This window comes from Eupransor demetentiae, assembly GCF_963930865.1.
GTDB lineage: Bacteria > Bacillota > Bacilli > Lactobacillales > Lactobacillaceae > Eupransor > Eupransor demetentiae.
Genome location: NZ_CAWVOH010000001.1, coordinates 85,376 through 109,903, shown reverse-complemented (window position 1 = coordinate 109,903; position 24,528 = coordinate 85,376). Strand labels below are relative to the sequence as shown.

Annotated in this window: 23 protein-coding genes and 1 tRNA gene; 2 read left to right on the top strand and 22 right to left on the bottom strand. The window is 46.4% G+C overall.

Annotated elements, in window-relative coordinates:
* The 9 genes from ABSY64_RS00590 to ABSY64_RS00550 all read right to left on the bottom strand — a co-directional run bounded on the left by ABSY64_RS00590 (position 1) and on the right by ABSY64_RS00550 (position 8,809).
* Entirely contained in the window at positions 1 to 729 is a 729-nt protein-coding gene (locus ABSY64_RS00590; RefSeq protein WP_349641125.1) for a DUF975 family protein, read from the bottom strand.
* A 9-nt stretch (positions 730 to 738) separates the two neighbouring features.
* Positions 739 to 1,578: a bifunctional DNA-formamidopyrimidine glycosylase/DNA-(apurinic or apyrimidinic site) lyase gene (mutM, locus tag ABSY64_RS00585; RefSeq protein WP_349641124.1), complete on the bottom strand. Its 840-nt coding sequence runs from the start codon at positions 1,576 to 1,578 to the stop codon at positions 739 to 741.
* 152 nt (positions 1,579 to 1,730) lie between these two features.
* On the bottom strand, positions 1,731 to 2,462 hold the full coding sequence (locus ABSY64_RS00580; protein WP_349641123.1) for a multidrug ABC transporter permease: 732 nt from the start codon (positions 2,460 to 2,462) through the stop codon (positions 1,731 to 1,733).
* The gene (locus tag ABSY64_RS00575) at positions 2,459 to 3,358 is read right to left on the bottom strand and encodes an XRE family transcriptional regulator (protein ID WP_349641122.1); all 900 of its coding nucleotides are present in this window, start codon (positions 3,356 to 3,358) and stop codon (positions 2,459 to 2,461) included. The genes ABSY64_RS00580 and ABSY64_RS00575 overlap by 4 nt, the downstream gene beginning before the upstream one ends.
* A 202-nt stretch (positions 3,359 to 3,560) precedes the next feature.
* A complete protein-coding gene (locus tag ABSY64_RS00570; protein ID WP_349641121.1) occupies positions 3,561 to 4,868 on the bottom strand; it encodes a DEAD/DEAH box helicase in 1,308 nt (435 codons plus the stop codon).
* Between the two features lie 82 nt (positions 4,869 to 4,950).
* Positions 4,951 to 5,382 carry a PPC domain-containing DNA-binding protein gene (locus ABSY64_RS00565; RefSeq protein ID WP_349641120.1) on the bottom strand — a complete coding sequence of 144 codons (432 nt, stop codon included), beginning with the start codon at positions 5,380 to 5,382 and terminating at the stop codon, positions 4,951 to 4,953.
* Between the two features lie 9 nt (positions 5,383 to 5,391).
* Entirely contained in the window at positions 5,392 to 6,348 is a 957-nt protein-coding gene (locus ABSY64_RS00560; protein WP_349641119.1) for an alcohol dehydrogenase catalytic domain-containing protein, read from the bottom strand.
* Positions 6,349 to 6,357: 9 nt separating this feature from the next.
* Positions 6,358 to 7,875 (bottom strand): ABC transporter permease/substrate-binding protein, encoded by a 1,518-nt coding sequence (locus ABSY64_RS00555; protein ID WP_349641118.1) that lies wholly within the window; start codon positions 7,873 to 7,875, stop codon positions 6,358 to 6,360.
* Complete coding sequence (locus ABSY64_RS00550; RefSeq protein ID WP_349641117.1) at positions 7,868 to 8,809, bottom strand: ATP-binding cassette domain-containing protein; 942 nt, start codon at positions 8,807 to 8,809, stop codon at positions 7,868 to 7,870. The genes ABSY64_RS00555 and ABSY64_RS00550 overlap by 8 nt, the downstream gene beginning before the upstream one ends.
* A 125-nt stretch (positions 8,810 to 8,934) precedes the next feature.
* Here ABSY64_RS00550 and ABSY64_RS00545 point away from each other — a divergent pair, with 125 nt between their 5' ends.
* Positions 8,935 to 9,291, top strand: a complete 357-nt coding sequence (locus ABSY64_RS00545) for a winged helix-turn-helix transcriptional regulator (RefSeq protein ID WP_349641116.1) — start codon at positions 8,935 to 8,937, stop codon at positions 9,289 to 9,291.
* 28 nt (positions 9,292 to 9,319) lie between these two features.
* On the opposite strand, the gene ABSY64_RS00540 is transcribed toward ABSY64_RS00545, so the two are convergent.
* The 10 genes from ABSY64_RS00540 to ABSY64_RS00495 all read right to left on the bottom strand — a co-directional run bounded on the left by ABSY64_RS00540 (position 9,320) and on the right by ABSY64_RS00495 (position 19,918).
* The gene (locus tag ABSY64_RS00540) at positions 9,320 to 10,327 is read right to left on the bottom strand and encodes a Gfo/Idh/MocA family protein (RefSeq protein ID WP_349641115.1); all 1,008 of its coding nucleotides are present in this window, start codon (positions 10,325 to 10,327) and stop codon (positions 9,320 to 9,322) included.
* A 41-nt stretch (positions 10,328 to 10,368) separates the two neighbouring features.
* Entirely contained in the window at positions 10,369 to 11,688 is a 1,320-nt protein-coding gene (gene obgE / locus ABSY64_RS00535) for a GTPase ObgE (protein ID WP_349641114.1), read from the bottom strand.
* Positions 11,689 to 11,767: 79 nt separating this feature from the next.
* The gene (uvrC, locus tag ABSY64_RS00530; protein WP_349641113.1) at positions 11,768 to 13,561 is read right to left on the bottom strand and encodes an excinuclease ABC subunit UvrC; all 1,794 of its coding nucleotides are present in this window, start codon (positions 13,559 to 13,561) and stop codon (positions 11,768 to 11,770) included.
* A 66-nt stretch (positions 13,562 to 13,627) separates the two neighbouring features.
* Positions 13,628 to 15,250 carry a CTP synthase gene (pyrG, locus tag ABSY64_RS00525; protein ID WP_349641112.1) on the bottom strand — a complete coding sequence of 541 codons (1,623 nt, stop codon included), beginning with the start codon at positions 15,248 to 15,250 and terminating at the stop codon, positions 13,628 to 13,630.
* A gap of 184 nt (positions 15,251 to 15,434) precedes the next feature.
* Positions 15,435 to 16,097: a DUF975 family protein gene (locus tag ABSY64_RS00520; RefSeq protein ID WP_349641111.1), complete on the bottom strand. Its 663-nt coding sequence runs from the start codon at positions 16,095 to 16,097 to the stop codon at positions 15,435 to 15,437.
* A gap of 113 nt (positions 16,098 to 16,210) precedes the next feature.
* A complete protein-coding gene (locus tag ABSY64_RS00515) occupies positions 16,211 to 16,915 on the bottom strand; it encodes a DUF975 family protein (RefSeq protein WP_349641110.1) in 705 nt (234 codons plus the stop codon).
* Positions 16,916 to 16,982: 67 nt separating this feature from the next.
* Positions 16,983 to 18,356 carry an amino acid permease gene (locus tag ABSY64_RS00510; protein WP_349641109.1) on the bottom strand — a complete coding sequence of 458 codons (1,374 nt, stop codon included), beginning with the start codon at positions 18,354 to 18,356 and terminating at the stop codon, positions 16,983 to 16,985.
* A gap of 378 nt (positions 18,357 to 18,734) precedes the next feature.
* Positions 18,735 to 18,808, bottom strand: a tRNA-Lys gene (locus ABSY64_RS00505).
* Between the two features lie 92 nt (positions 18,809 to 18,900).
* Complete coding sequence (rpoE, locus tag ABSY64_RS00500) at positions 18,901 to 19,449, bottom strand: DNA-directed RNA polymerase subunit delta (protein ID WP_349641108.1); 549 nt, start codon at positions 19,447 to 19,449, stop codon at positions 18,901 to 18,903.
* Positions 19,450 to 19,474: 25 nt separating this feature from the next.
* Positions 19,475 to 19,918: a YwiB family protein gene (locus ABSY64_RS00495; RefSeq protein ID WP_349641107.1), complete on the bottom strand. Its 444-nt coding sequence runs from the start codon at positions 19,916 to 19,918 to the stop codon at positions 19,475 to 19,477.
* Positions 19,919 to 19,990: 72 nt separating this feature from the next.
* On the opposite strand from ABSY64_RS00495, the gene ABSY64_RS00490 reads away from it, so the two are divergent.
* Positions 19,991 to 21,346, top strand: a complete 1,356-nt coding sequence (locus ABSY64_RS00490) for an HD domain-containing protein (RefSeq protein WP_349641106.1) — start codon at positions 19,991 to 19,993, stop codon at positions 21,344 to 21,346.
* Between the two features lie 27 nt (positions 21,347 to 21,373).
* Here the strand turns inward: ABSY64_RS00490 and ABSY64_RS00485 are convergent, their stop codons facing one another.
* Genes ABSY64_RS00485 through ABSY64_RS00475 form a run of 3 tightly spaced genes read right to left on the bottom strand, consistent with a single transcriptional unit; the run spans position 21,374 to position 24,524 of the window.
* Positions 21,374 to 22,390, bottom strand: coding sequence for a HoxN/HupN/NixA family nickel/cobalt transporter (locus ABSY64_RS00485; protein WP_349641105.1), 1,017 nt, complete (start codon positions 22,388 to 22,390; stop codon positions 21,374 to 21,376).
* Positions 22,391 to 22,429: 39 nt separating this feature from the next.
* Positions 22,430 to 23,218: an L-threonylcarbamoyladenylate synthase gene (locus tag ABSY64_RS00480; RefSeq protein WP_349641104.1), complete on the bottom strand. Its 789-nt coding sequence runs from the start codon at positions 23,216 to 23,218 to the stop codon at positions 22,430 to 22,432.
* Between the two features lie 16 nt (positions 23,219 to 23,234).
* Positions 23,235 to 24,524 (bottom strand): MFS transporter, encoded by a 1,290-nt coding sequence (locus tag ABSY64_RS00475; protein ID WP_349641103.1) that lies wholly within the window; start codon positions 24,522 to 24,524, stop codon positions 23,235 to 23,237.
* Positions 24,525 to 24,528: the final 4 nt, after the last annotated feature.

The window sequence follows — 24,528 nt, the reverse complement described above, 5'->3', positions numbered from 1 at the left end:
TTAAGGCTCCTTTACCGCTTGAGCAAAAATCTGAGTCGAATAGACGACCCGGCTAGTGTAAAGATAAGGCAAAACGTAGATGTAGCCCAGCCCAAAGGTCAAAATCCCAAGGAGATGCCAGAAGAAAAATGACAGTTCTAGGCGAAAGAGCTCCCACTTATGCCCATCCATGACCCGGCGCGAAATCGTAATGTAGTCCGTCAATGAACGCTGCTTACGGTTAAAGAGCAAATCCATTTTGTAAGCATAGTAGGTCTGCGAATATGAAAAGCGCTTCACGATTCCCGGAATGCTTAACAAAGGCATGGTTAAGACCGTCCACAATTTGAGCAAAATGTTTTGCACCAGGGCAAGTAAGAAGGTCACACCAAAATGGCCGTTGGTAAAGCTCTGCAAAGTTTGGCGGAAAGTGACCTTACTGTTGGGCGCCTGGAAAGCATCAATCGTCGTCCACAAGGCTGACCAGACAAACAGGGTCATGACCGCTCGAGCAAGGACCGTGATAATATTCTCCGGTCCCAAGGGGTTGTTACTGCCAGACGTGGAAGAACTACTTGGATCATTGACCGTCATAATGATAGTCAAAATACTGAGTGCCAGAATCCAGACCTGGATAACCTGAAAAACGATCATGAAAAAATTGGCCTTTAAAGCATCACTGAAAGATTTCTTTAATTGTTGGCGAGCCGTTAACTTGACTCGACGAATGCTAATTTTTTCTGGCTTCATGCTAATCCTTTACTTACTTTTTACTAAAATTTGTTCGCGTGGACAAATCGTTGTACCACGCTGGGCGACCTTCATTTTGATTAAAGTTTCGCCACAACGGCGGCAAGGTTTGCCGGCTCGTCCGTATACATCGAGCTGATTTTGAAATTCACCAACCTTACCAAAAACGTTACTGAAAGAATGGACGGTCGTACCGTGATTGGCAATCGCCTTCTTAATTTCAGCAATGATGTTTTCGCGAAGTTCTTCGAGCTGCTTGCGGGTCAACTGGTCCGTTAAAGTTTCGGGGTGAATCTTGGTTTGCCAAAGGACTTCATCGACGTAGATGTTGCCCAAACCGGCAATCTTGCTTTGATCGAGCAAGAAAGGCTTAATCTGGCGATGGGACTTACCGAAAATCTTGACCATGTAGCCTAAATGCAAGTCTTCCTCGGTAGGTTCTGGCCCCAGTTCGGCCAAAGTCGGAACTTCTTGAATGATTTCGTCGCTGTCGGCCAAAGTCATTCGTCCAAAGCGGCGCGTATCGTTGTACATGAGCTGACGTTCGTCCGTCAACTTAAAAATGACTTCGGTGTGCTTATGTGGCTCAGCCCCCAGGGGTTCCACCGAGTACTGTCCTTCCATACGTAGATGGGAAACCATCGTTTTGTTGTTTGAGAATTGGAAAAGCAAGTACTTGCCGCGGCGGTCAACCTCAGTAATGGTTGCGCCAATCAAGTCCTTCTTGAAATCCTGCAAACTGCTCTGAACAACCTTAGGATAAGGCACTTCGACTTCTTGAATCGTAGCCCCTTTAACTTGAATATTTAGTCCGCGACGGACCGTTTCAACTTCTGGTAATTCAGGCATCGTTAACTCCTTTTTACATTCAAAGCGGGCACTAGCCCACTTCAAAATTAACCCGGTAAACTTACTCCATTTTAGCATAGGAATTTCGCTTGGAATGATGGATTTACAAAGCAAAAAGCTAGCAAACTCGGTAGAGTTTACTAGCCATCTCTTTACGCACTTTTAATTTTTCTGGAAAGGAACAGTAGTCCAAAAGGAATCACGAGCAACAAGGAAGTGCCAATAAAGGCTAGGAGTTCCATCGCGATGCTTTGTTGAGCGTTTAATTTTTCAATAATCAAGAAAAGATAATAGCCGGGGAAGAATTTTTGGATAGCCGTCAAGATTACAATCACAGTATCATTTGAATTGAAAAAGCTTTCCCAGCGAATCATCAAACTCCCCATTCCGCTGCTTAACGGCATGGCCAAGGCAGAAATGGTTTTAGGATCAAAAACTTGAGCAACGAAAAAGCCGATGCCTGTTAAATAAAGTCCCAAAATTAACAGTAAAGTAATGATTAGCAGCAAGTGACTCGTTAAACGCACGTTGCCACAAGCCAAAGCAAGGAGCAAAACCGCAAGGCAGATGACGGCATTTAAGAACAAGTTCACCAAGGACTCATCACGCAACCAAGAAAAGAAACCATAATGCGAAGTTTGAGCCTGCAAACGGTAAAACCCTAGACTGTCCGCAATCTTCTTGGAAAAGGTTACGACAGAATTTCCAGCGATTCCAATAATGACGGCTGTAACAAAGGCGAAAGTGTTAAATTCAAAATTATTGTAACCGGCGGAATGCGCAATGTTGTTCATCGCCCAGTAAGTTCCTAGCGGGAATATAAGGGTAAAAAGAACAAAACGGCGATTACGAAAAGTGCTTTTAATACGAATCCAATTCATCATGCGGGCTGCTCCTGACTTTGGTTGTTAGCACGGTACCACTGCTCAATTGTTTGGTTGTTGGAGTGAATGGTCGCGACGCGTTCATCAGCGGCTATCACGCCATCTTTAAGCAGCAGTACCCGGTTAAAGTAGCGGTCAATTTGATTAAAATCGTGGGTAATGGTGATGACAGCACCGGAGACATGTTCGAGGTAGCTCCAGAAGAAGTCAATCGATTCAAGGTCCATCCCCACTGTCGGTTCATCCAAAATGACCAACTTACTTGGTTTCAATAGAGCTAGCAAAAGCGCCAAACGTCGTTTTTGTCCGCCTGATAGCTGGCTAATTAATTTTCTACTTTGGTCAGTTAAATGAAATTGATTGACCAGTTCCTTAAGATTTTGCGCCTTGTACTGGCCTTGAATTTTTGCCGATAAGGCAACCTGTTCTTTTAGGCGCAAGGCTTCCAATAAATGATTTTCTTGGGGCATGACGCTGAGGTCATCTTCCGGCTTAAAATAACGCTGAATCTGACCGCCATTAGGGCGATAGGCACCCAAAATCAAATTCACGATGGTCGTTTTACCGGAACCATTGCTACCGAGCAGCGCAATGCGGTCGCGACTCCGGACTTCTAAATTCACGTCGCGTAATACCGCTTTATCAAAGTGCTTTTGAACTTTCGCCATTTTCAAAATGACCTCATCGTGCTGACTTTTCCCTAAAAGAAGAAAATCCAAGTCAACGGCGAAAATTTCAGCCAGCATGATTAACTTATCAATGCTGGGTTCGACTTCCCCATTTTCCCATTTTGAAATTGACTGCCGTGATACAAATAATTTTTGCGCTAGTCCTTCTTGTGACAGATTCTTTTTCTGCCGCAGCATAACTAACTGACTCCCAAACTGATTTTTCATCCTTTTCCCATTCCTTTATCTTGATCGGTCAAATATGCCTGTCACTAAGTATTCAGAATCGAGTGTTTTTTTACAATACCTCATCAAAAATTACTGTCTCAAGTTACGGGCGGAGGTCGCAACCGGCTTTATAACAGGCTTTTGAGGAGTTGGCTTTGGCAAAAATAAAAACTCCAAACCCTTCAGTTTGGAGTCCATTATCTTAATCATGTTGCTGGGCCCACTTGGGCTTACCCTTATTCTTACGCTTACGGGCCTGGTGCTTTTTCTTCGCTTTGACTTTGCCAACAGTCTGAATTGCTGCAGCTGCTGGCTTTTTCTTGGCTGGAGCAGCTTTGGGGCGTTGAGAGACAGACTCTTCTGCATGTGGACTTTCTTTTTGACTATCTTCGGCTTTTTCTGCGGTTGGCTTCGACGCTTTCTTAGTGTTAAAGGCCGACCAGGAAAACTTTGTTAGTTCGATGTCATCGGGCAAGTACTGCTTGAGCAAGCGAATGTCGTGATCGTTTCCCAAGGTCAAAACTTTTCCCTTTTGACCGGCACGGCCGGTACGACCGGAACGATGCAGGTAAGTGGTTAAGTTACGGGGTACCTGGGCATTTACGACCAGAGGAAGGCCGGTAATATCAAGGCCACGCCCGGCCACATCCGTTGCCAAAAGCAAGTCCAAGTCACCCTTCTTAAAGGATTTCAAAGCATCGGCTCGCTTCAAGTGGGACTTTTCGTTATTCCCAACCGACATGACGGAGGCGTGCTCGTGACGTAGTGCAGCCTGCGCGGCAACCAAGGCATTAATCGAATTAAAGAAAACCAAGGCTTGAATATGGCGCCGAGCTAATTCAATCAAAACTTTGTGACTGGCGCGAGCATCAACGTGCAAATAAGTATGGTCAATGCTTTTCGGCGCCTGTTGCCCAACGGAAACGGGCGTAACCGCTTGCCCGAAGAGTTGCTGCACCCAGGCCAAATCAACACCGGAGGTTGCCGAAAAGAGACTAACCTGCTGCAAGGCGGGCAAAGAATCAGCCAACTTTTCCAAATCTTCGCGATGCTCTTCGGTAATGGTGGCATCTGCTTCATCAATGACTAGCATGCTAATGTGCTTGGTTTTGAGAGCACCGCCGGCAATCATGGTCTGAATCCGACCCAGCGTGCCGACGACAACAGCAGGCTTTTCCTTTTTCAACTTGTCCGCCTGGCGTTTACCGTTGGCACCTCCAATTAAGGCTGCCACTTTCACGCCAATCAAGCTGGCATAAGGACGAATAACTTGAGCCAACTGCGCTCCCAATTCCTGGGAAGGCGCCAAAATCATCATTTGGCTTTGCTTAGCGGTTAGGTCCAAACGGGAAAGCAGGGGCAAGGTAAAGGCCAAGGTTTTACCGGAACCAGTCGGTGCCAAACCAAAGAGTGATTCACCCTCCGCCAGCCGATCAAATAAGGCCGCTTGAATGGGCGTTTTCTCTTTAAAATCCGACTCAAATTTTTCTAATAGTTCTGGTAAAATCATGCTTTTCTCCATTGGCAGCAAAGGCTTAATCTTCTTCTAGTATAACAAAAGCTGATGACTAAAAATTAGCCGTCAGCTCTTTTTAATTTAATTTCCAGACATCAATGCCAGCTTTGGAATCAAATTCGCGCATAATTTTTTCTGTTTCCGGTACAAAAAGAATCTCCGCCGTATAGGAAACATGGGCTTCACGCAAATCACCAGCAATGACCGCCACTTCCTGATTACCATCTAAAAAAGAAAATCCCGCATGCGCATGAACGACCGGTTCCGCATCGTTCCAAGAAACATTACCTGTCAAAGTGAACATCTCCAGCAGGCCCTCTTTTTCGTGGTCGAGAAAATCACTTTTTTCTGGTAAATAGGTTGAGATAACAACCTTGTCCATTGCACCGATGCCGCTAAAAGTCCCAGATACCTGCTTTTCTAGAGCAAATTCTTTAATGGCGGCCATTAGCTGGTCACCCTTTTCAAGTTTGATTAAATCGTGATTCTCCGTCTGTTTGATTTGCATAATACTCTCCTATAACATGACCACGACTTTTCCCATTCCCTCAGCCCTGTCAAGATAATGGTGAGCAGCGACTAAATCTAAAAAAGGGAAAACCTTATTTGGACGAACATCGACATACTGATCTTCAAGATAATTGAACATTGCCTGAAGAACGCCAGGTTCGACGTCTCCGGAATAAAAACCGGTTAAATAGCGATTGTTCGGGATATCAGAAATCGGATCAAAATTTGGCAGCGTCCATTGCCCCCCGAGCTGCCCTGTCGAACTGACAATGCCGTATTCCTTCAAGTGAGCAAAGGAATCAAGCAAGCTAGTGGGCCCAATTAAATCCGCCATTTTATCAAAATTCAATTTCGATTCCAGTTGATTAGGATTATCGGTCACAATCACCTGGTCAAAACCTGCCGCCTGTAAAGCTTTAGCCTTAGCTGCAGAACGAGTCGTGCCAGTCACTTGAACGGAAAAAGGTAGGGCCTTGACCAGCTTTAACAGGGCAAAACCAACGCTAGAACTGGCCGCTCGAATCAAGAGCTGGTCGTCGGCTTTAAACTGAAGACTCTTAAAAATTCCATAGGCCGTATAAAAAGTTTCTGGTATTGCTGCCAAGTCAGTCCAGGAAAAATTAGTTTTTACGGGGTAAATTTGCTTATTGGGCACTAGAACATATTCCGAATAACTGCCGTCGTAGGCCCGGTCCATTTCGCCCATAAAGGTAACCACGGCCCTTCCAAGCGGTAACTTTTCTTCATCCGAACTCCCATCGATCACACCAACGGCTTCAATGCCCAAGATTCTTGGAAAATGCACGCTAGGTGACTTCCCTTCCCGGGTGAAAACTTCTGAATGATTCAAGCCAAAGCCCTTGATTTTAATCCGACTCCAGCCCGGTTTAACTCCTGGTTTGGGTCGCGTAACCCTTTCCAAAACCTCGGGTCCGCCTGCTTTTTTAACGAGGTAAGCCTGCATTGTAACTCCTTAAATCAAATGTTCTTGCTGCAAGAATTCTTTGGCAACGTCAGCGGCCTTTTGGTGCAAGACCGTCACCTTGTAGTTCATGGCCTGCATTTGTTCAGTCGTCACCTTCCCCTTCAACTTATCCAAGGCCTTAACCGCACGCGGATGCTTGCGGGCAAAGCTATGTGACATCAAGGGTGCCGCTTGATATGGCGGGAAGAAGCCGTCACTATCCTTCAAAACCACTAAGTGATACTGCTTAATTTGTGGATCAGTTGTGTAGGCATCCGTGACGTCTAACTGACCATTATTCAAAGCCTCATAGCGCAAAGCGGGTTCCATCGTTTTAACATTGGTGAAATCCAAATGGTATTTCTCCTTAAGGCCAGGATAACCATCCTTTTGCTGGTAAAAGTCAGGATCAAAGCCAGCCTTAAATTGTGGATACTTGGCCAAATCAGCAATGCTTTTCAACTGATACTGCTTGGCATCACTGGCACGAACTGTTAAAGCATAGCCATTTTGATAAGCCATGGGTGCCAAATAATCCAAGTTGAACTGCTTATTTAAGGACTGACGAGCCGCTTGATAGGCCCTTTCTGGATTGTGGGCAACCTGGCCATCCCCCTTTACAAGGGACTGCAAAACCGTTCCGGTAAATTCAGGATAGATGTCAATCTTGCCAGAACGTAGGGCCCCAAAGAGGAAGGAAGTTCCCCCAAAGTTTGGCTTCAGCTTCACTTCAGTGTGGGAATCATCGGCCTCAATCACATCCTTGTACATGTTAATCAAAATCTCGGGTTCGCCGCCCATTTTACCGGCAATGGTAATGGTCTGGCTTTGGCTGTTCGACCAGGCCTGCCAACCGTAAAAACCGCCAAGGATGATCAATAAGGCAACAAGGCCAATACCCAATTTTTTAAAGGAAAGCTTGCTAAGAATCTTCAGGAGGTAAGAAGCCAGCAGCGCCAAAATAGCAGATAGCAAGGCACCAACCAGCAAGGCATTGTTATTGTTGGTTTGAATGCCCAGCAAAATGTAGGTTCCTAACCCTCCGCCACCAATCAAGGCGGCCAAGGTAGCCGTTCCAATAATCATGACCATGGCCAAGCGGATTCCGGTCAAAATCATGGGTAGTGCTAGTGGCAAGTAAATCCGAAAGAGTTTGAAAGGCCCGGACAAACCGAAGGCTTCCGCAGCTTCCTTTAGTTCAGGGTCAATACCGGTTAAGCCGGCATAGGTATTAGAGAAAATCGGCATGATGGCATACAGCACCAGTGCAATAACGGCCGGCACAGTACCAATCCCGACAAAGGGAATCAAGAGACCCAAAATCGCCAAGCTGGGCAAGGTTTGGATGACGCCGGCTAGTTGTTGAACCGCTTCGCCCACCTTGGGATAGCGCATCAAGAAAATAGCGAGCGGAATGGCAATCACCATGGTAATCATCAAAGAGACGAAGGATAAGGAAATATGCTGTAGCAAAGCTTTCCCGATTGCGGAGCCGTTTTCGTTAATATAATTCATAAAATTATTCATGAGCGGCCTCCCCTCCGTTAGCTGCCAAGTAGTTCAATACGTCATCCTTGCTGATTTGCCAGTCGTCGACTTGAACGATTGCATCCGGTGCTTTTTGCAGGGCAGCTGCTAGGTCAGCCAAACTGGCTGAAGCCGATATGTTAAATCTTTGCCCAACAGACTCTTCGGCAAAGCCAGCAGCGATAACATTCTCAACATTCTGCGCGGCTGGATTTTCTTCAGCAAAGAAATTACGGACAAAGTCGTTGGCCGGTTTCGCCATAATTTCTCGTGGACTAGCGATTTGTTGAATCTCACCTTCATGCAAAATTGCTACTCGCTGACCCAATTTCAGGGCTTCTTGCATATCGTGGGTCACAAAGACAATCGTGGTCTTAAATTCCCGGTGCAAGTCCAAAAGCAGATTCTGCAATTGCCGACGGGACAGTGGATCCAGTGCGGAAAAAGGCTCGTCCATTAGCATGATATTGGGTTTGAAAATCAAAGCTCGAACAATCCCGACGCGCTGCGCTTCTCCACCAGAAAGTTCATTAGGATAGCGCTGCATGAAGGTCGCTGGATCAAGGTCTACTCGCTTTAACATGCTAGCGATTAACTGATTTTGTTCGTCTGGCTTATATTTTTTGTCATCCAAAGTCACTGCAATATTTTGAGCAACGGTTAAATTCGGAAACAAAGCCCCCGACTGCAAAACATAACCAATACCGCGGCGAAAAGCCTTAATATCCTCAATTTTTTTGACATCCTGACCGTCGATTTCAATCCGGCCAGAACTGGGTTCATTCAAGCGATTAATCATTTTTAGTAAGGTGGTTTTTCCGCTTCCAGACGGTCCCACTAGGACGAAAAATTCGTGACTGGCAATTTCAAAATTAATCTTATCCAGCACGACTTTATCGACATAATTTTTATGTACATTGATTAAAGAAATCATTTGTAACTCCCTCGCACTTGTCTTTCTTTACGAAACTAACTATAATTTACTAACATCAAAATTGAAAGAAGGCACTTAATCGTTTTATACTTTCTATTAGAGAGCATTGCGATGATAAGCACTTTATGGCCAATCGAAAATTACTAGAACAAAATGGCATCTGCCCAGTTGCCACGACTATTGACCTGCTCAGTAGCAAATGGAAGGTCCTCATCATGCGAGATTTACTGAAAGGCATGCAACGTTATAGTTCACTGAAAAACAGTGTTGCTGGCATTAGCCAAAAAATGCTGACCCAAAGCCTAAGGGAAATGGAAGAAGATGGCTTGGTAGAGCGTAAAGTCTATGCCGAGGTTCCACCCAAAGTGGAGTATCAGCTTTCACCCCTTGGCCAAAGCATGGCCCCCATCATTGAATCCATGGCCAACTGGGGCAGTGAATACTTAGACCAGCACCCCGAAAAAAAGAAAAAGATCCAATAAAAAAAGCTGAACACAATGTTCAGCTTTTTTATTTTTCATCCGCATCCGCCGGGAAGTCAATCCCTGCCGACTGGCGCAAGTCAAAGAGCATTTGGTTAACCAGCATCGACAACTTCAAATCGTATTGATACTGATCACGATACTTCGTTGGGTTAGCCAAAATTTTGGCAAAGTCCGACAACTCAGCGGCCATTGGATTAGCATCTTGTTCGCGGGATAGGTCTTCAACTCCACCCTGACCATCCGACAAGGTCAACTTGTTGACGTCAGCCACGTGGTCAATCGTCAAAGTCTGGCGTTCACCGTAAATTTCCGAAACCTGGTTGGAATTGTAGGTCTTGGAGAAATGCAAAGTGACGTTAAAGTCCCCGTAAAAGAGCGTTGCGCTCCCGGAACCATCGGCGCCATTATCGAGCATAATTGGCAAATACTGCACGGCTTGGGGCTGGCCGAAAAGTGTCAAGGCCGCGTATAAAGGATAGACGCCCAGGTCATAAAGCGCGCCGGCTGAAAACTTCTTTTCAAAGACGTTAGGCTGCTTACCAGCTAAGTAGGCATCGTACTTCGAAGAGTACTGGGCCATTGTAAAGGTCGCGCCCTGAACCTTAGGCAAACGCTCAACTTGTTGCACCAGAAGTTTGAAGTTAGGCTGGTGGATATGCCGAGCAGCTTCGAACAAATGCACATCCGGATGCTGGGCTAAAACGGCCTGTACCTTGGCGTATTCCGCAGGATTTGAAAAGGCTGGCTTTTCAACAATGACGTTAATGTTGGCCCGAATGGCTGCCAAAACCTGCTCAAAATGCAAAGAATTGGGCGAAGCAATGTAAACAATATCCAGTTCACTCAGCAAATCCGACAGCGAATCCACCGCGATGGCATCCTGGGCATCGGCTTCGAGTTCCGCAATAAAATCCTCGGCATGGTCCAAAGAACGCGAGTAAACCTTGTCCAAGCGATAATCGTCACTGGCCGCGACGGCTTGAATCAATTGCTTGGTAATCCATGAAGTCCCAATCGTACCTATTCGTAACATCTTTTATCCTTTCCCTAGTAAAAAAGTCCGGTTTCCCAGACTTATTCACTATATTCAAATACAAAATCAGAGTTATTAATTCGAACATCGTCGCCGTTTTTGGCGCCGGCATCCTTAAGGGCCTTATCAACGCCCATGTGACGCAACTTACGAGCAAAGCGCATCACGGTCGCCTCACGCTGCATGTTGGTCATGGCGTAAAGCTTTTCGACATCCTTACCGGAAATCAACCAGTAATGTTCAGAAGGCTGCCACTCCACTTGGAACTGTGGCTGCTCTTCTTCCTTGTACTGGTAGAGCTTTTCAGCCGTCGTTTCTTCTTCCGGACGGTAACTTTCAGGAACCGGTGCCTTAGCCAAAGTATCGGCGGTTAAACGCATCAAGTCGTCGACGCCCTCATGCGTAGCTGCTGAAATCGCAACGATTTGAGGTTGTTTTGACAAACCGGAATCCTTCTTAACGGAAGCTTCAAACTTCTTCAAGTTTTCCGCAGAGTCGGGCAAATCCATCTTGGTCGCCACCACGATTTGTGGTCGTTCCAAAATCGTTGGATCGTACTGCTGCAATTCCGTCAAAATCTTACGGTACTGGGTATAAGGATCCGTTCCTTCAATGCCAGACATATCGACCAAGTGCAAGATGACGCGGGTCCGTTCCACGTGGCGTAAGAACTTGAAACCAAGTCCGACACCCTGTGAAGCCCCTTCAATCAAACCGGGCAAGTCCGCCATAACGAAGTCGCGTCCATCCCCCAAACGAACCATCCCAATGTTAGGATCAATCGTTGTAAAGTGGTAGGCCGCAATCTTAGGCTTGGCGTTGGAAACCACCGAAAGCAAAGTTGACTTTCCAGCCGATGGAAAACCAACCAGACCAACATCAGCCAAAACCCGCAGTTCTAACTTAATGGTACGAACCTGGCCTGGTTCCCCGTTTTCGGAGAGTTCTGGCGCTGGATTAGCAGGGGTGGCGAAACGAATATTTCCACGGCCACCACGACCACCCTTGGCAACGACTAAAGTCTGACCATTTTCAACCAAGTCACCCAAGAATTCGCCGGTTTCCGCATCGGAAACAACCGTTCCCTGCGGCACCTTAATGATGCGGTCTTCGGCAGAAGCACCGGTCATCCCCTTGGTACCACCAGTACCACCGGGTTGGGCCTTGAAGTGACGGTTATAACGAAAGTCCATCAAAGTTCGCAAACCTTCATCAACCTTCAAAATAATGGAACCACCATGGCCCCCATCACCACCAAAGGGTCCTCCCATGGCCACGAACTTTTCGTGACGGAAGGAAACGATACCATCGCCACCCTTACCGGCTTTTACCTCAACTTGTGCTTGATCAACAAATGCCATATTTACTCGTGCCTAAGCACTTATCTCCTTAAAAAGCGAAAAAATTATTAACAGTTAAGTTTAACACAGGCCCCGTCCTTTAGCTATGGTTCTGCGCCAGCGATAGATGAATCACGCGGGCCAGCTTCTCGTTGATGCCAATTTCACGTAAATCTTCGATGCTAGCAGCTTCGATTTTGGGTAAGGAACCAAATTCACGCAGCAACTTCTGCCGAGTTTTGGGACCCACGCCCTGAATCGTATCGAGTCGTGAAGCCAGTGAGTTCTTGGAACGCTGCTGGCGGTGGAAAGTAATGACGAAACGGTGGACCTCATCTTGAACACGCTGCAGCAAGAAAAATCCTTGTGACTGGCGATCCAAGGGGACCTTTTTCATCGTCCGGCCATCGAGCAAGTCGGCCGTGCGGTGCTTGTCGTTTTTGACCATGCCGGCAATTGGAATGTCGAGGCCCAGTTCATCCTCCAAGACTTCCTTGGCGGCATGCACCTGAGCTTCACCTCCATCCATCAAAATCAAATCCGGTAAATCATCGTGTTCTTTCAACAAACGACTGTAGCGACGGCGCATGACTTCCTGCGTTTCCGCCCATTCATCAGCGTGCTCCACCGTCTTGATTTTATACTTACGGTAGAGATTCTTAGCGGGCACCCCGTCTTCAAAGACGACCATGGCCGAAACAATCTCGACGCCCTGCGTGTGGGAGTGATCGAAGGCTTCAATCTTGCGCCCCATCGGAATGCCAAGGGCATCGGTGATTTCCTTCATGGCACCCGTGGTTTTTTGCTCATTTAGCTCCATCAAACGGAACTTTTCATCGAGAACAATCTTGGCATTCTTCTTAGCCAAGTCGAGCAAGTCCTTCTTTTCACCACGAACGGGGGTACGAACTGGAATTTCAAGGGTTTCGGACAAAATTTTAGTATCGATTTCCTTAGGAACCAAGATTTCGCGCGGTTTCTGGATGTTGCGCTGCGAATAAAACTGCTGAATAAAGGTAGTCAGCTCTTCATCAGCATCGCCCACAATAACAAAAGTCCGCTTAAACTGGCGAATCAATCGGGCCTGGCGAAGGAAGAAGACTTCAACCGTCATCCAACCCTTATTCAAATAGAAATTAAAGAGGTCGCGCGGCGTGGTATCGCGGGACAAAACTCGCTGGCTTTCAACGGTCTCATCGATGTACTTCAGCTGATCGCGAAGGTCAGCGGCCCGTTCGAATTCCAGGTTACTGGCCGCAAACTTCATTTCCTTTTCAATGCGCTGCTTAACCGTCCGAGTGTCCCCATCCAAGAAGTGCTTAATCTTGTCGATTTGGGCATCGTACTCTTCTTTGGGGACCTTTTTCCAACAGGCGCCGAGACACTGACCCATCGAATAGTAGAGACAGGGGCGTCCCTGGTAGCCATTACAGCGACGCAGGGGATAATTCTTTTCCAAAAACCGAAGGGTTTCTTGGGCCGCATAAACGTTCGGATAAGGGCCAAAGTAAAAACCGCCATCCTTGCGGACTTCGTTGGCCAATGCCATCTTGGGGTCGCGTTCGCGCGTGATTTTAATGTAAGGATAGCCTGTTCCATACTTCAAGCGAATGTTGTAATAGGGCTTATACTTTTTAATCAGCTCGTTTTCGAGCAAAAAAGCTTCCTTATCGGAATTGGTCACAATAAAGTCGAAGTCGACGATATTGGAAACCAGTTCGGCCGTCTTCCCGTCGTGATCCTGCTTAAAGTAGGACCGCACCCGGTTTTTCAGGTTCTTGGCCTTTCCAACGTAAATGATTTTCCCGTGGAGATCCTTCATTTGATAGGATCCGGGCTCGGCGGGTAAGAGCGAAAGTTTATCTTCGATATGTTTTGAAGGATGTGCAAGCATGATTACATTATACCCTCTTTCACTGGAATCAAAAAAACGTACCGAAGTACGTTTTCTGAATGTCGCTTAGTGCTTTTCAGCATACTTAATTGATGCTGAGATGAAGCTGTTGTAAAGTCCTTCCGGACGGTTAGGACGTGACAAGAATTCTGGGTGGTACTGAGCAGCCACGAAGAAGTCGTTCTTTGGATATTCGATAACTTCCATCAAACGATCATCCGGTGACGTTGCAGAGAAGACCATGCCGTTATCTTCGAATTCCTTGCGGTACGCCGTGTTGAATTCGTAGCGGTGACGGTGACGTTCTTGTACTTCCGGAACATCGCCATAGGCGTGGGCTGCCTTGGTACCGGCAACCAAGCAAGTTGGGTAGTAGCCCAAACGCTGCGTTCCGCCAAGACCTTCCACGTTCTTTTGGTCGGCCATCAAACCAATAACCGGTGCATCCGTATCTGGGTTCAATTCAGTTGAGTTAGCATCCTTGTAGCCCAAGACATCACGAGCAAATTCAACAGAAGCTAACTGCATACCCAAACATACACCCAAGAATGGAATGTTGTTTTCACGGGCATACTTAATGGCTTGAATCTTACCTTCCGTTCCACGGGAACCAAAGCCACCGGGAACCATAATACCGTCCATGCCCTTCAAAAGTTCGGCAACGTTGTCGGCAGTCACCGTTTCAGACTTGATGTGCTTTAGTTCGACATCAGTATCTTGGGCGTAACCACCAGCCTTCAAGGCTTCGTTAACGGAAATGTAGGCATCCGGCAAGTCAGTGTACTTACCAACCACGGCAACGTTAATCTTGTGCTTTGGATGCTTGATGCGTTCCACCATTTCTGACCATTCGGTCATGTCGGCTTCCGGCGCCTTGATCTGGAGCTTATCCAAAACAACGTCATCCATGTGTTGTGCTTGCAAATTCAAAGGAATTTCGTACAAGGTTTCCACGTCGCGAGATTCAACCACGGCGTTAGGCTTTACATCAGTAAAGGTAGCCAACTTTTCCTTCATGGCATCCGTCAAAGGCTTTTCCGTACGCAAGACCAACATGTCCGGCTGGATACCCAATGAACGCAACTGGGTAACTGAGTGCTGGGTTGGCTTAGTCTTGGCTTCCCCTGCGGCACGCAAGTAAACAATCAATGAAGTGTGAATGTAGAAGACGTTTTCTGAACCAAAGTCCGATTTCATCTGGCGCAAAGCTTCGATGAATGGCAATGATTCGATATCCCCAACCGTTCCACCAACTTCAACGATGACCACGTCAGCGTCAGTTGATTCACCAGCCTTGATGATCTTATCCTTAATGGCGTTGGTTACGTGTGGGATAACCTGAACAGTGGCACCGTTGTAGTCACCGCGACGTTCCTTTGCCAAAACTTCTGAGTAAATACGACCGGTTGTCACGTTCGAATACATGTTGGTATCGATATCCATGAAACGTTCGTAGTGACCCATATCCAAGTCGGTTTCCAATCCATCCCCAGTCACGAAAGTTTCACCGTGCTGGTATGGTGACATGGTGCCGGGATCAATGTTGATGTAAGGATCCAACTTCTGGCTGGCCAATTTCAAGCCACGGTTTTTCAAAAGTCGACCTAAGGAAGCGGCGACAATTCCCTTACCTAAGGATGAAACAACCCCACCGGTTACAAAAATATACTTCGTCTGCTTTTTTGCCATGCTGCCTCCTGATAGCTCTTTGTTCAACAGTTCTTATCGGGTTTTACCCCCAGGGAAATTATAAAAACAGAAAAGCTCCCAAGCAGTGCTTGGGAGCGAAACGTGTTTTTCACATTAAATGTGAGCCCTAATATATATTACTGACTGACCTAGGGTCTGTCAATGATTTTTTTAAAGGATAAAGTCAGGCCACGTATTGGTCAGAAGCTTGGAGTTCCTTGAGCTTTTGGTAGTAGCCAGCAGTAGTTAATTGAATGTAAGGAAGAACCCAGATGAAGGCAATTCCAGCAGTAATGCAACCAAGAAGTATCCATCCAAGAAAGCTAAATCCCAAAACAAATAATTCCCACTTATGGCCGTCCATCATTTCACGACTTTCAGTCACCGCTTGAGTATAGCCAATCTTTTCACCAGCTTCCAAATGATCACGGTAAATAAAATGTGCCTGTGAATAAGCTAAACCTTTAATAACACCTGGAACAATCAATAAAAGGGACCACAAATACGTCCAGATATAAACTAGGATTGCGATTACAAGGGTTCCTGAAAATAGCCCCTTTTCCTGGTAGACACGCACAAATTGTAAAACAGGCTCACGCTTCTTCTCTGTGTTACGGAAAAAGTCCAAGAGTACAAAGTCAGTACCAAAAACGATGAGTGAATAAATAATTCCCCCAATGAATGCAAAGCCAAAATATGTGCCCGTTTGATGAACTGAAGATTCCGCCCCAGTACCATATATAAAAGCGAAAATTAATTCAATCAAAGCAAGTAAAATTGCATAACCCCACTTACCCTTCAACTTACTTTTCGCTTCATTCTTCAAATCAATACGATTTATATTCATAAATCCCCCTCAAATTTTTTTAACGTTCGAATTCTAGTGTACCAAAGACCTTCGAGGCAAGCAAAAAAGAGCCTCCTGGCTCTTTTACAACAAATCGATAATTTTATCTTAAATCACCGAGCCGCCAATTGCCCATACATTTCCAGCAGCTTTACTTCCTTTAACTTTTCGTGATAACCAGCAAAAGTCACCTTCATATAGGGAACAATCCAAATGTAAGCAATACCCAAAGTAAGTAGGCCAAGTATGTTCCAACCAATAAAACTCAGACTCAAAACAAAATATTCCCACTTGTGCCCATCCATTAATTGACGACTCTCCGTTACAGCTTGGCCGAAATCAATTTTGTGCCCCAATTGTAAATGATCCCGGTAAATAAAGAAGGTCTGTGAATAGGCACAACTTTTAACTACAGCAGGAAAATAGAAAAGTATCTCCCAGAAGAACAACCACATACTGGTCAGGATAGCGAGCGCAAAAGTCCCGGATAGCAAGCCACTTTGTTGATAAACGCGGACACAACGCAACAGCGGATTCTGCTTTTCATTTGGATTACGAAAGAAATCCAAATAAGCGTAATTGACCCCAAAAGCAATTGCCATGACAGCCCAGGGCATACCGAAAAAGAAAATTACCGATAATAAATCGTAAAGAATGCTGGCCTTAATCGCAACCAAGAAAAGGGACAACAATATCGTGAAAACTTCCCACAAGACAATAAAAATAGGCAAGGACAAAGACACCAAAATGGCTTGTCCCCAATGCCCCTTTAACTTAGCTTTCGCTTCTTCCTTCAATTCAATCCGATTAATCCCCATAACTCTCTCCGCTTTTAAAGATTTTAATTTAAGTTTAACAAAAAAAGAGCCTTCCGGCTCTTTTCATTTAATTTTTATGACGGCGCGTAATCATGTAGTAAATACCCATGATGAGCAAGAAAACAAAACCAATCAATAGTGGAATTTGCGTATCAGGGTTAATGGTCATGAAGACCAAGGTCACAATCAAAGCCGCGATGGCAAAGTAATTGGAGAATGGCGAGAAGGCCAATTTAAAAGGATGTCCCTCCAACAATTCAGGATGCTCCTTGCGGAATTTGATTTGACTCCAAAGAATCACAAACCAAGGCACCATTCCAGGCAACGTTGATGCTGAGTAAACCATGACGAAAATCTTGGAAGAATCGTGCCAAATCAACGGCAAAACTGCATTCAAGACGATTCCAATCAAAACCCCACCGGAAATGGCCAAAACAGCTACTTCAGGCACGCGGCGCTTTGAAAGCTTCAAGAATTTCGGTGAAATCTCCTTGTTCATGGCCAAAGTATAGAGCATTCGACTCGATGAGAAAATTCCAGAATTCAAGGCTGAAATCGCAGCGGTCATCATCACGAAGTTGATGATTCCAGCGGCAGCCGTGATGCCGACACGGGCAAAGGTTTCCACGAAAGGTGAACCAACTTGGTCCAACTTATCCCAAGGGTAAATCGTGATAATCACGAAGATGGAGCCGATGTAGAAAATCAAGATACGGGCCACAATGGACTTGATTGACTTCACGATAGCTTCCTGCGGATTAGCTGCTTCACCAGCCGTGATTCCAATAATTTCAATGGCCTGGTAAGAGGTCATTACAATCGAAAGGGCGAACATGAAGCCCTTCAAACCGCCCGCAAAGAAGTTTCCGTGCGTCCAAAGGTTTGAAAAGCCAAGTGGATGACCGTGGTTTCCAATTCCCCAAATAATCATCAAGAAACCAAGAATGATCATAAAGACAATTGTCAAAACCTTAATCAAGGAGAACCAAGATTCCATCCGACCGTAGGCCTTAACCGTGACCAAGTTTGCGCCAGTCAAGGTTGCCAAGACAACGACGCCGGTCACCCAACCCGGAACGTGGGGGAACCAGTAATCTAGGTAAACCCCGACGGCAATCGTTTCCGAAATTCCAACCATCAGCCACTGGAAAACGTTGGCCCAGACCGTCAGATAGCCGGCAACTGGGTGAATATAGTGACTGGCATAATTGGCAAAAGATCCAACTTCAGGGTCAACGTAAAGCATTTCCCCCAAAGCACGCATCACGATGTAAAGCACCAAACCAGACAACATGTAGGCCAACAAAACGGAAGGCCCGGTCCACTTAATCGTTGATGAAGCCCCCATGAAAAGTCCGACCCCGATGGTTCCACCCAGGGCAATCATCTCCATTTGAAATGAAGATAAATCTCGTTTTAGTTCATTATTTTCTTTTCCCATAGTAATTCCTCTAACTGTGCTACCAAACAAAAAAGGCGCCCCTAGCCAAAAAGCTAGGGACGCCGGCGCGTGGTACCACCCATATTGTTATCATAGAAGATAACATCTCTTAAACCATCGTAACGGCTGGTTAAACCGGGTATACTTTCACGCGCTACTGATATACCGTCTTAGTAAGGTAGTCTTCAATCAAACCGGCCGCCATTCTCACCAACCATGACGTCGCTGTATGCCGAATTTGACTTACTCGTCCTCACTCACATTGCTATTATTCTAACTGCTCAAATCCCCTTTTGCAAGGAGAAAATAAAAAGCAAGCTCGAAACGAGCTCGCTTTTTGATGGAATATCCCAAAGGTCTCCTGATAAAAATTATCAGTGCTCTCGCTCGGATTCGAACCGAGGACCTTGGGATTAAAAATCCCCTACTCTAACCAACTGAGTTACGAGAGCTTTTTGTGCTTAGCACATGTATATATATTACAGACCGACCCCGTAAAAAGCAAGAATTTTTTGGATAAAATTCCCACTAAAAAGTCGAGTAATTACTTTTCTTCATCACCGTCTGAAAGGTCGTCCAAATCGTCCGTACCGGCCAATTCAGTAAGATTTTCGTCGATGGATTCTTCCTTTGAGTCTTCGTCATCGGCATCATCATCGTCTTCCGTCTTTTCGTCATCAGGGACGTCGTCAAAGTCGTCGTCTTCAGGATCATCATCGTTGTAATCGATGACGTCATCATCGGCAGCGTTGTCGGCGAAGACGTTAACCTTCTTCTTGGCCTTCTTACGCTTTGGCTTTTCGTCTTCTTCATCGATTTCATGGATGGATTCGTCGATGGCATCAATTGGATACCATTCACGCAAAGCCCATTCATTGTTACCCAATGAGATGAAAGAACCGACCGTATTCAAGTCCGTGTAAAACTGTGATAGTCGTGGCTGAAAGGTCTCAGCATCGACCCCCAAAAAGTCCTGAATTTCCTGGACTAGGGCTGAAAAATGCATTGGTTCAGCATGCTCAGTCAGAATCGCTGTGGCAATTTCAACTAAGGCAAGCTCTTCTTTTGGCTGACCGTCTACTTGTAGTGACATATCACACGTCCTTTCCGCTTTCTAACTAATCAAGTGTACTCAATTTTGGTTCAAATTGCAACTCAACTCGGTACTGGCCAAGGACTTGGTCCCCTTGATACAAAATATAGTTCAAACCAAGTTCGCCCCGTCCTGCTTCCAGGTCGAAATCCCGCTCAATTTCAGTAGCTCGGGTCGTTAACTGCATCGGTCCGGCAGCCGTTTCATACTTGAAGTTGCGCTTTTGGTCGAGTTCAAAAGCCATATGATTATTTTGTGGGCCCTTGCGATTCAAGCGAATGCCTTCATCTTTAAATTTAAAAAGAACTTCGACTTCGTCTTGATCGGGTAATTGCTCAATGTAGGTGAGATAAGCACTGTCCCCTCGTACAATAAGGGAACCGGGTGCGTCGACCTGATAGGACTCGTCGCCCCCATCTTGATATATTTTGCTCATAAAATGAACTTGTACTGCTTGCGAATCTGCCAAGGTAAACCTCCAAAATGGCATCTATAGAACGATTCCATTATAATATAGGAAAGAAGGGAAAGGTAGCTAACAGTGACAGAAAAACTGCAACATGAAAAAGTCTTACGCGACCCCATTCACAACTTTATTCACGTCCAGGATCAGTTGGTCCTCGACCTTATTAATACGCCTGAATTTCAACGTTTACGCCGCGTCCACCAGCTCGGAATTGCCTCATCCGTTTTTCACGGAGCGGAACATTCCCGTTTCGGCCATTGTGTCGGCGCCTATGAATTAGCCCGCCGGGTAACGGACCACTTTGAAAAGTACTACCGTAGCCAAGAAGCTGGTGACGGCCTTTGGAATCCTGAAGAACGGATGCTGACCATCGTTTCGGCTCTGCTTCACGATTTGGGTCACGGTGCCTTTTCGCACACCTTTGAGCATCTTTTCAACACTGACCACGAAGCGATGACGCGTAACATCATCATGGGTGACACGGAAATTAACCGCGTTTTGTCTGCCTACTCCCCTGAGTTTCCGAACAAGGTGGCTTCGGTGATTGCCAAAACTTATTCCAACCCACAGGTCGTTCAGTTGATTTCCAGTCAGCTTGACGTAGACCGGATGGATTATCTATTGCGCGACGCTTATTACACTGGCACGAAATACGGTGAGTTTGATATTGACCGCATTTTGCAAATGATGCGGCCTTCAAAGAACGGGATTACCTTTGATATTCGTGGTATGCATGCCGTTGAAGAATATATCGTTAGCCGTTACCAAATGTATCTCCAAGTCTACTTCCACCCCGTTTCGCGTGGAATGGAAGTTATCTTGGAGCACTTGTTGCGCCGTGTTCAAGAATTACAAATTCAGGCTCAGCGAAATGATTGGAATGAAACGGACTTTGTCGGTCCCTTGTTGGCACCGCTTTTCACAGGCGAAGAACTAACGGTTCACGACTATTTGCGCATTGATGACCACGTCTTCATGGCCTACATCAACATGTGGCAAGATCATCCAGATCCAATCTTGTCCGATTTGTCACAGCGCTTTTTGAACCGCCGTCCGCTCAAATCAATTCAGATTAATCCACAGACGGACCAGTATCTAGACCAGCTGGAGAATCTCGTTCGCGATGCCGGCTTTGACCCTGAATACTACACGGCTCGTAACGATGCGGTCGATCTCCCTTATGACGATTACAACCCATTGGCGAAAAAGCCGCGGACCCAGATTGACTTTGTTTTGGAAGATGGTAGTCACCGTGAACTGTCAGAACTGTCCGCCTTGGTGGCCGCCATCAAGGGCCGCGCCAGTGTCGACCAACGTTTCTTCTTCCCTAAGGAAATGTTAAAGACGGGACCGGATGAGCTCTTTGCACAACTGCACCGCGACTTCCGTTCCTACATCAAAAACGATACCTTAACCCCACCAGATAAATAAAAAAGCAGCCGTTTGGCTGCTTTTTTATTATGCCGGCTCGTCGTATTGATCGAGCTTCATGATTTTCCAAATCGCGATAGCGATGGCCCAAGCACAGGCAAAGATGGCCACCAGGATAAGGCCTAGCTGGTTAAAGTCCAGCGAAGCCGCCCAGTTGGTCATACCGTTTTCCCAGGAGAACATGGCACCGGAAGCTTGGATAAGGTCAACAAGCCCGATGAAGCCTGCGGCCACGATTGAGATAGATGTCAGAATCATGTTGAAATAAACCTTACGGTAGGAAGAAGAAATAATCCAGTTGTAAGTTGATGACATGAAAAAGCCGTCCAGAGTATCCATCAGGCACATCCCCGCCGTGAAACAGAGCGGAAAGGCTAGCGTCGTGTACCAGGCAATCCCGTCACTCGTGGCGGTTGCCGAGGTCGCTAGCATGGCGATTTGAGTCGCCGTATCAAAGCCAAGACCGAAAAGAAAGCCAACGATGGCCACTTGCCAGTTGTGCTTAATCATCTTTAACATCTTCATGAAGAAGGCGTAGATTTTCGAATCAGCCATCAGTTCAGCATCACTTTGACTGTGCTTTTCGCCGTCCTTATTGCTCATACGGCGGAAGTTTTTCCAAATACCGTGCAGGATGAAACTGTTAACCAGCATCAGCATGAGCAGCATCACTGCGGCAATCATGGTCCCAAAAGCACCCCCGATGTTTTCAAAAACCGGCATGGTGTTATGCGCCCATTCTACGAAGAGAACCGTCACCAAAGCCATTAAAACCACGACCATGGAGTGTCCAAATGAAAAAGAGAAGCCGACGCCGCGCGTGTTTTTGCCATCGTTGAGCATCTTACGCGTAATGTTATCAATTGCAGCGATGTGATCAACATCGAAGGCGTGGCGCAAACCAAAAGTAAAGGAAATGACGGCCATTCCAATAATTTCTGGGTAGCGGGCGACACCCGTGCCCAAGAAAATAAGCCCCGTTGCCAAAATTAGAAGAATAAAGGCCCCGTATTTACCTGCATCTTTTTTAAAACTCTTTTCCATAAGAGTCACTTCCTTTGCGCGGCTCAATGGCCGCTTTACTTAGTAGTAGAAACCGTGGCGATAATCCCAGGTGTTGAAGATTTCCGTCATGATGGTCATGATTTTATCAACGTCGAGGCCCTTACGAATGACGACGGGTGCTGGTGTGACGCCAACTTGTCCCTTTTGTTCGGGGATTAGCTTACCTTCGTCATCAACCATGGAAACCATGACGCCTTGTTCGTAGCGAGTATCGATGTTCTTGTCGGGCTGAATTGAGGCCACGTATTCGTTGGCATCAATAATCAAGTCGGCCGCGTTTTCGATTTGTTCCCCAATACCCGTGACCAAACCACGGTTTCCCTTTCCAGAAGGGTTGGCAGATGAAGCAAAGGAGAACTTGCCATACTTTTCCCACATTTCGCGGGCGATGTTTTCAGATGGGGTACCGAACTTAATGACGAAACATGAGGTTTCACGACCATCCATCATCAATTCTTGCGAGCCATCGTTTGGAATCTTGGCCTTGCCGGATTCCTTCCAAGGGAGGATGCAACCGAGCAAGATGTCTTCATCCCAGTGCTTTTGATACATAGCGTCGATTTCAGGGTTCATTTCGGCCAATTCGCGCAATTCTTCCATTGAGCCACATAGCACAACACCGGGCTTGTTGCGCTTACGGTTTTTGGCGGCGAACTTACGTTCCAAACCTGCCTTATCCGAGGTCATAATAATGTAACCGACCTTGGTAGGTGAAACAATCATGCCGCCGTCACCCTTCAAAATATCAATGGCTTCCGGTTGCACGGCGCCGTTCCACTTCACTTTCTTTGCATCTACGTTTGTCATTTTCTTCTTCTTTCTTTTAATCAATTCGGCCCTGCTTGGTTTCGGGTCCCATGAAGGCGACCGTTACCGCTGCAATAAGGGCAATTCCAGCAATCACAATAAAAATCAGGTTGGCATTAAAGCGGGCTAAGGCCCAGGCTGCCATGTAGGGAGTAAAGACGGTCAAAATCTTAGCCACCGCGTTAGCAATACCCGTTCCACGGAAACGGAAGTCCGTCCGGAAAAGTTCCGGCATATAAACGGAAACAATTGAGGCCATCAGGATATAGATCACAGTTACCAGGATGAAGCCAACAATTAGGATGGGCGTTACTTCACGTTGATAAGCATAGATCATGCCCAGAATTGCGGCAGCAATGAAGGCCGAAACAATCACCTTTTTGCGACCAAGGTGGTCAACTAAGATGGCACCGGTTAAGGCCCCAATCGGTGCGCCTGCCAGCATCACTGCAGAGAAACTAAGGGAGTGAACCACTTGAATCCCCTGGCGAACTAGCAGCGTTGGCATCCAGGAAGTAAAGGTGTATTGAATCAAATTAATGGCTGAAACAGCCACAATGGCGACGGCTAAAGCCCGTCCGGGACTGACCTTTTGCGCAATGGCTAAGTCTTCCTTAGCATCTTCCAGCTTCTGCTGGCGGGCGACTTCCATTTGTTCGATGATGGCTTCGGCCTCATCATAGCGACCTTGGCTAATTAACCAGCGCGGTGACTCTGGGAAGTTGTGGCGCATCACCCAAAGAATCAGGGCCGCCACACCAACCATGGCCATTAAAGTTCGCCAAGAGTAGTTAGGAATAATAAAAGAGGCCAGTAAAAGCGTTAGAGGAGCGGCACAGTTGGCAATCATGGAAACACTGGCGGACCAGCGACCTCTGGTTTTGACAGGGGCAAATTCATTGATAAAGGAGAAACCAGTCACGATTTCAGCCCCTAGGCCAATCGCTGCGATAAAACGAAAGGCGATTAACCACCAAACATTTCCGGAAAAGGCTGCCAGTAGCGTGAAGCCCCCAAAAATTAAGAGGTTAATTTGGTAGGCCTGCCGACGACCAAAACGGTCCCCGATGAAACCAGCAAGGAGGGAACCAAAGAAAAGGCCCAAGAAGCCGGATGACAGGAAGATTGACCCCTGTCCAAGCGTTGCAAATTTCGTTTGGATGATGGTCGTGTTAACGGCAGAAGCCAGGTAAACATCGGCCGCATCAAGAATCATCCCGGCTGCAACCAGGACAAAGACTTTGTAAAACAAGGGGCTGGCACCTGTGGCGTCCATTCTTAGCCGTAATGTGGCTGCATTATCCATGTTT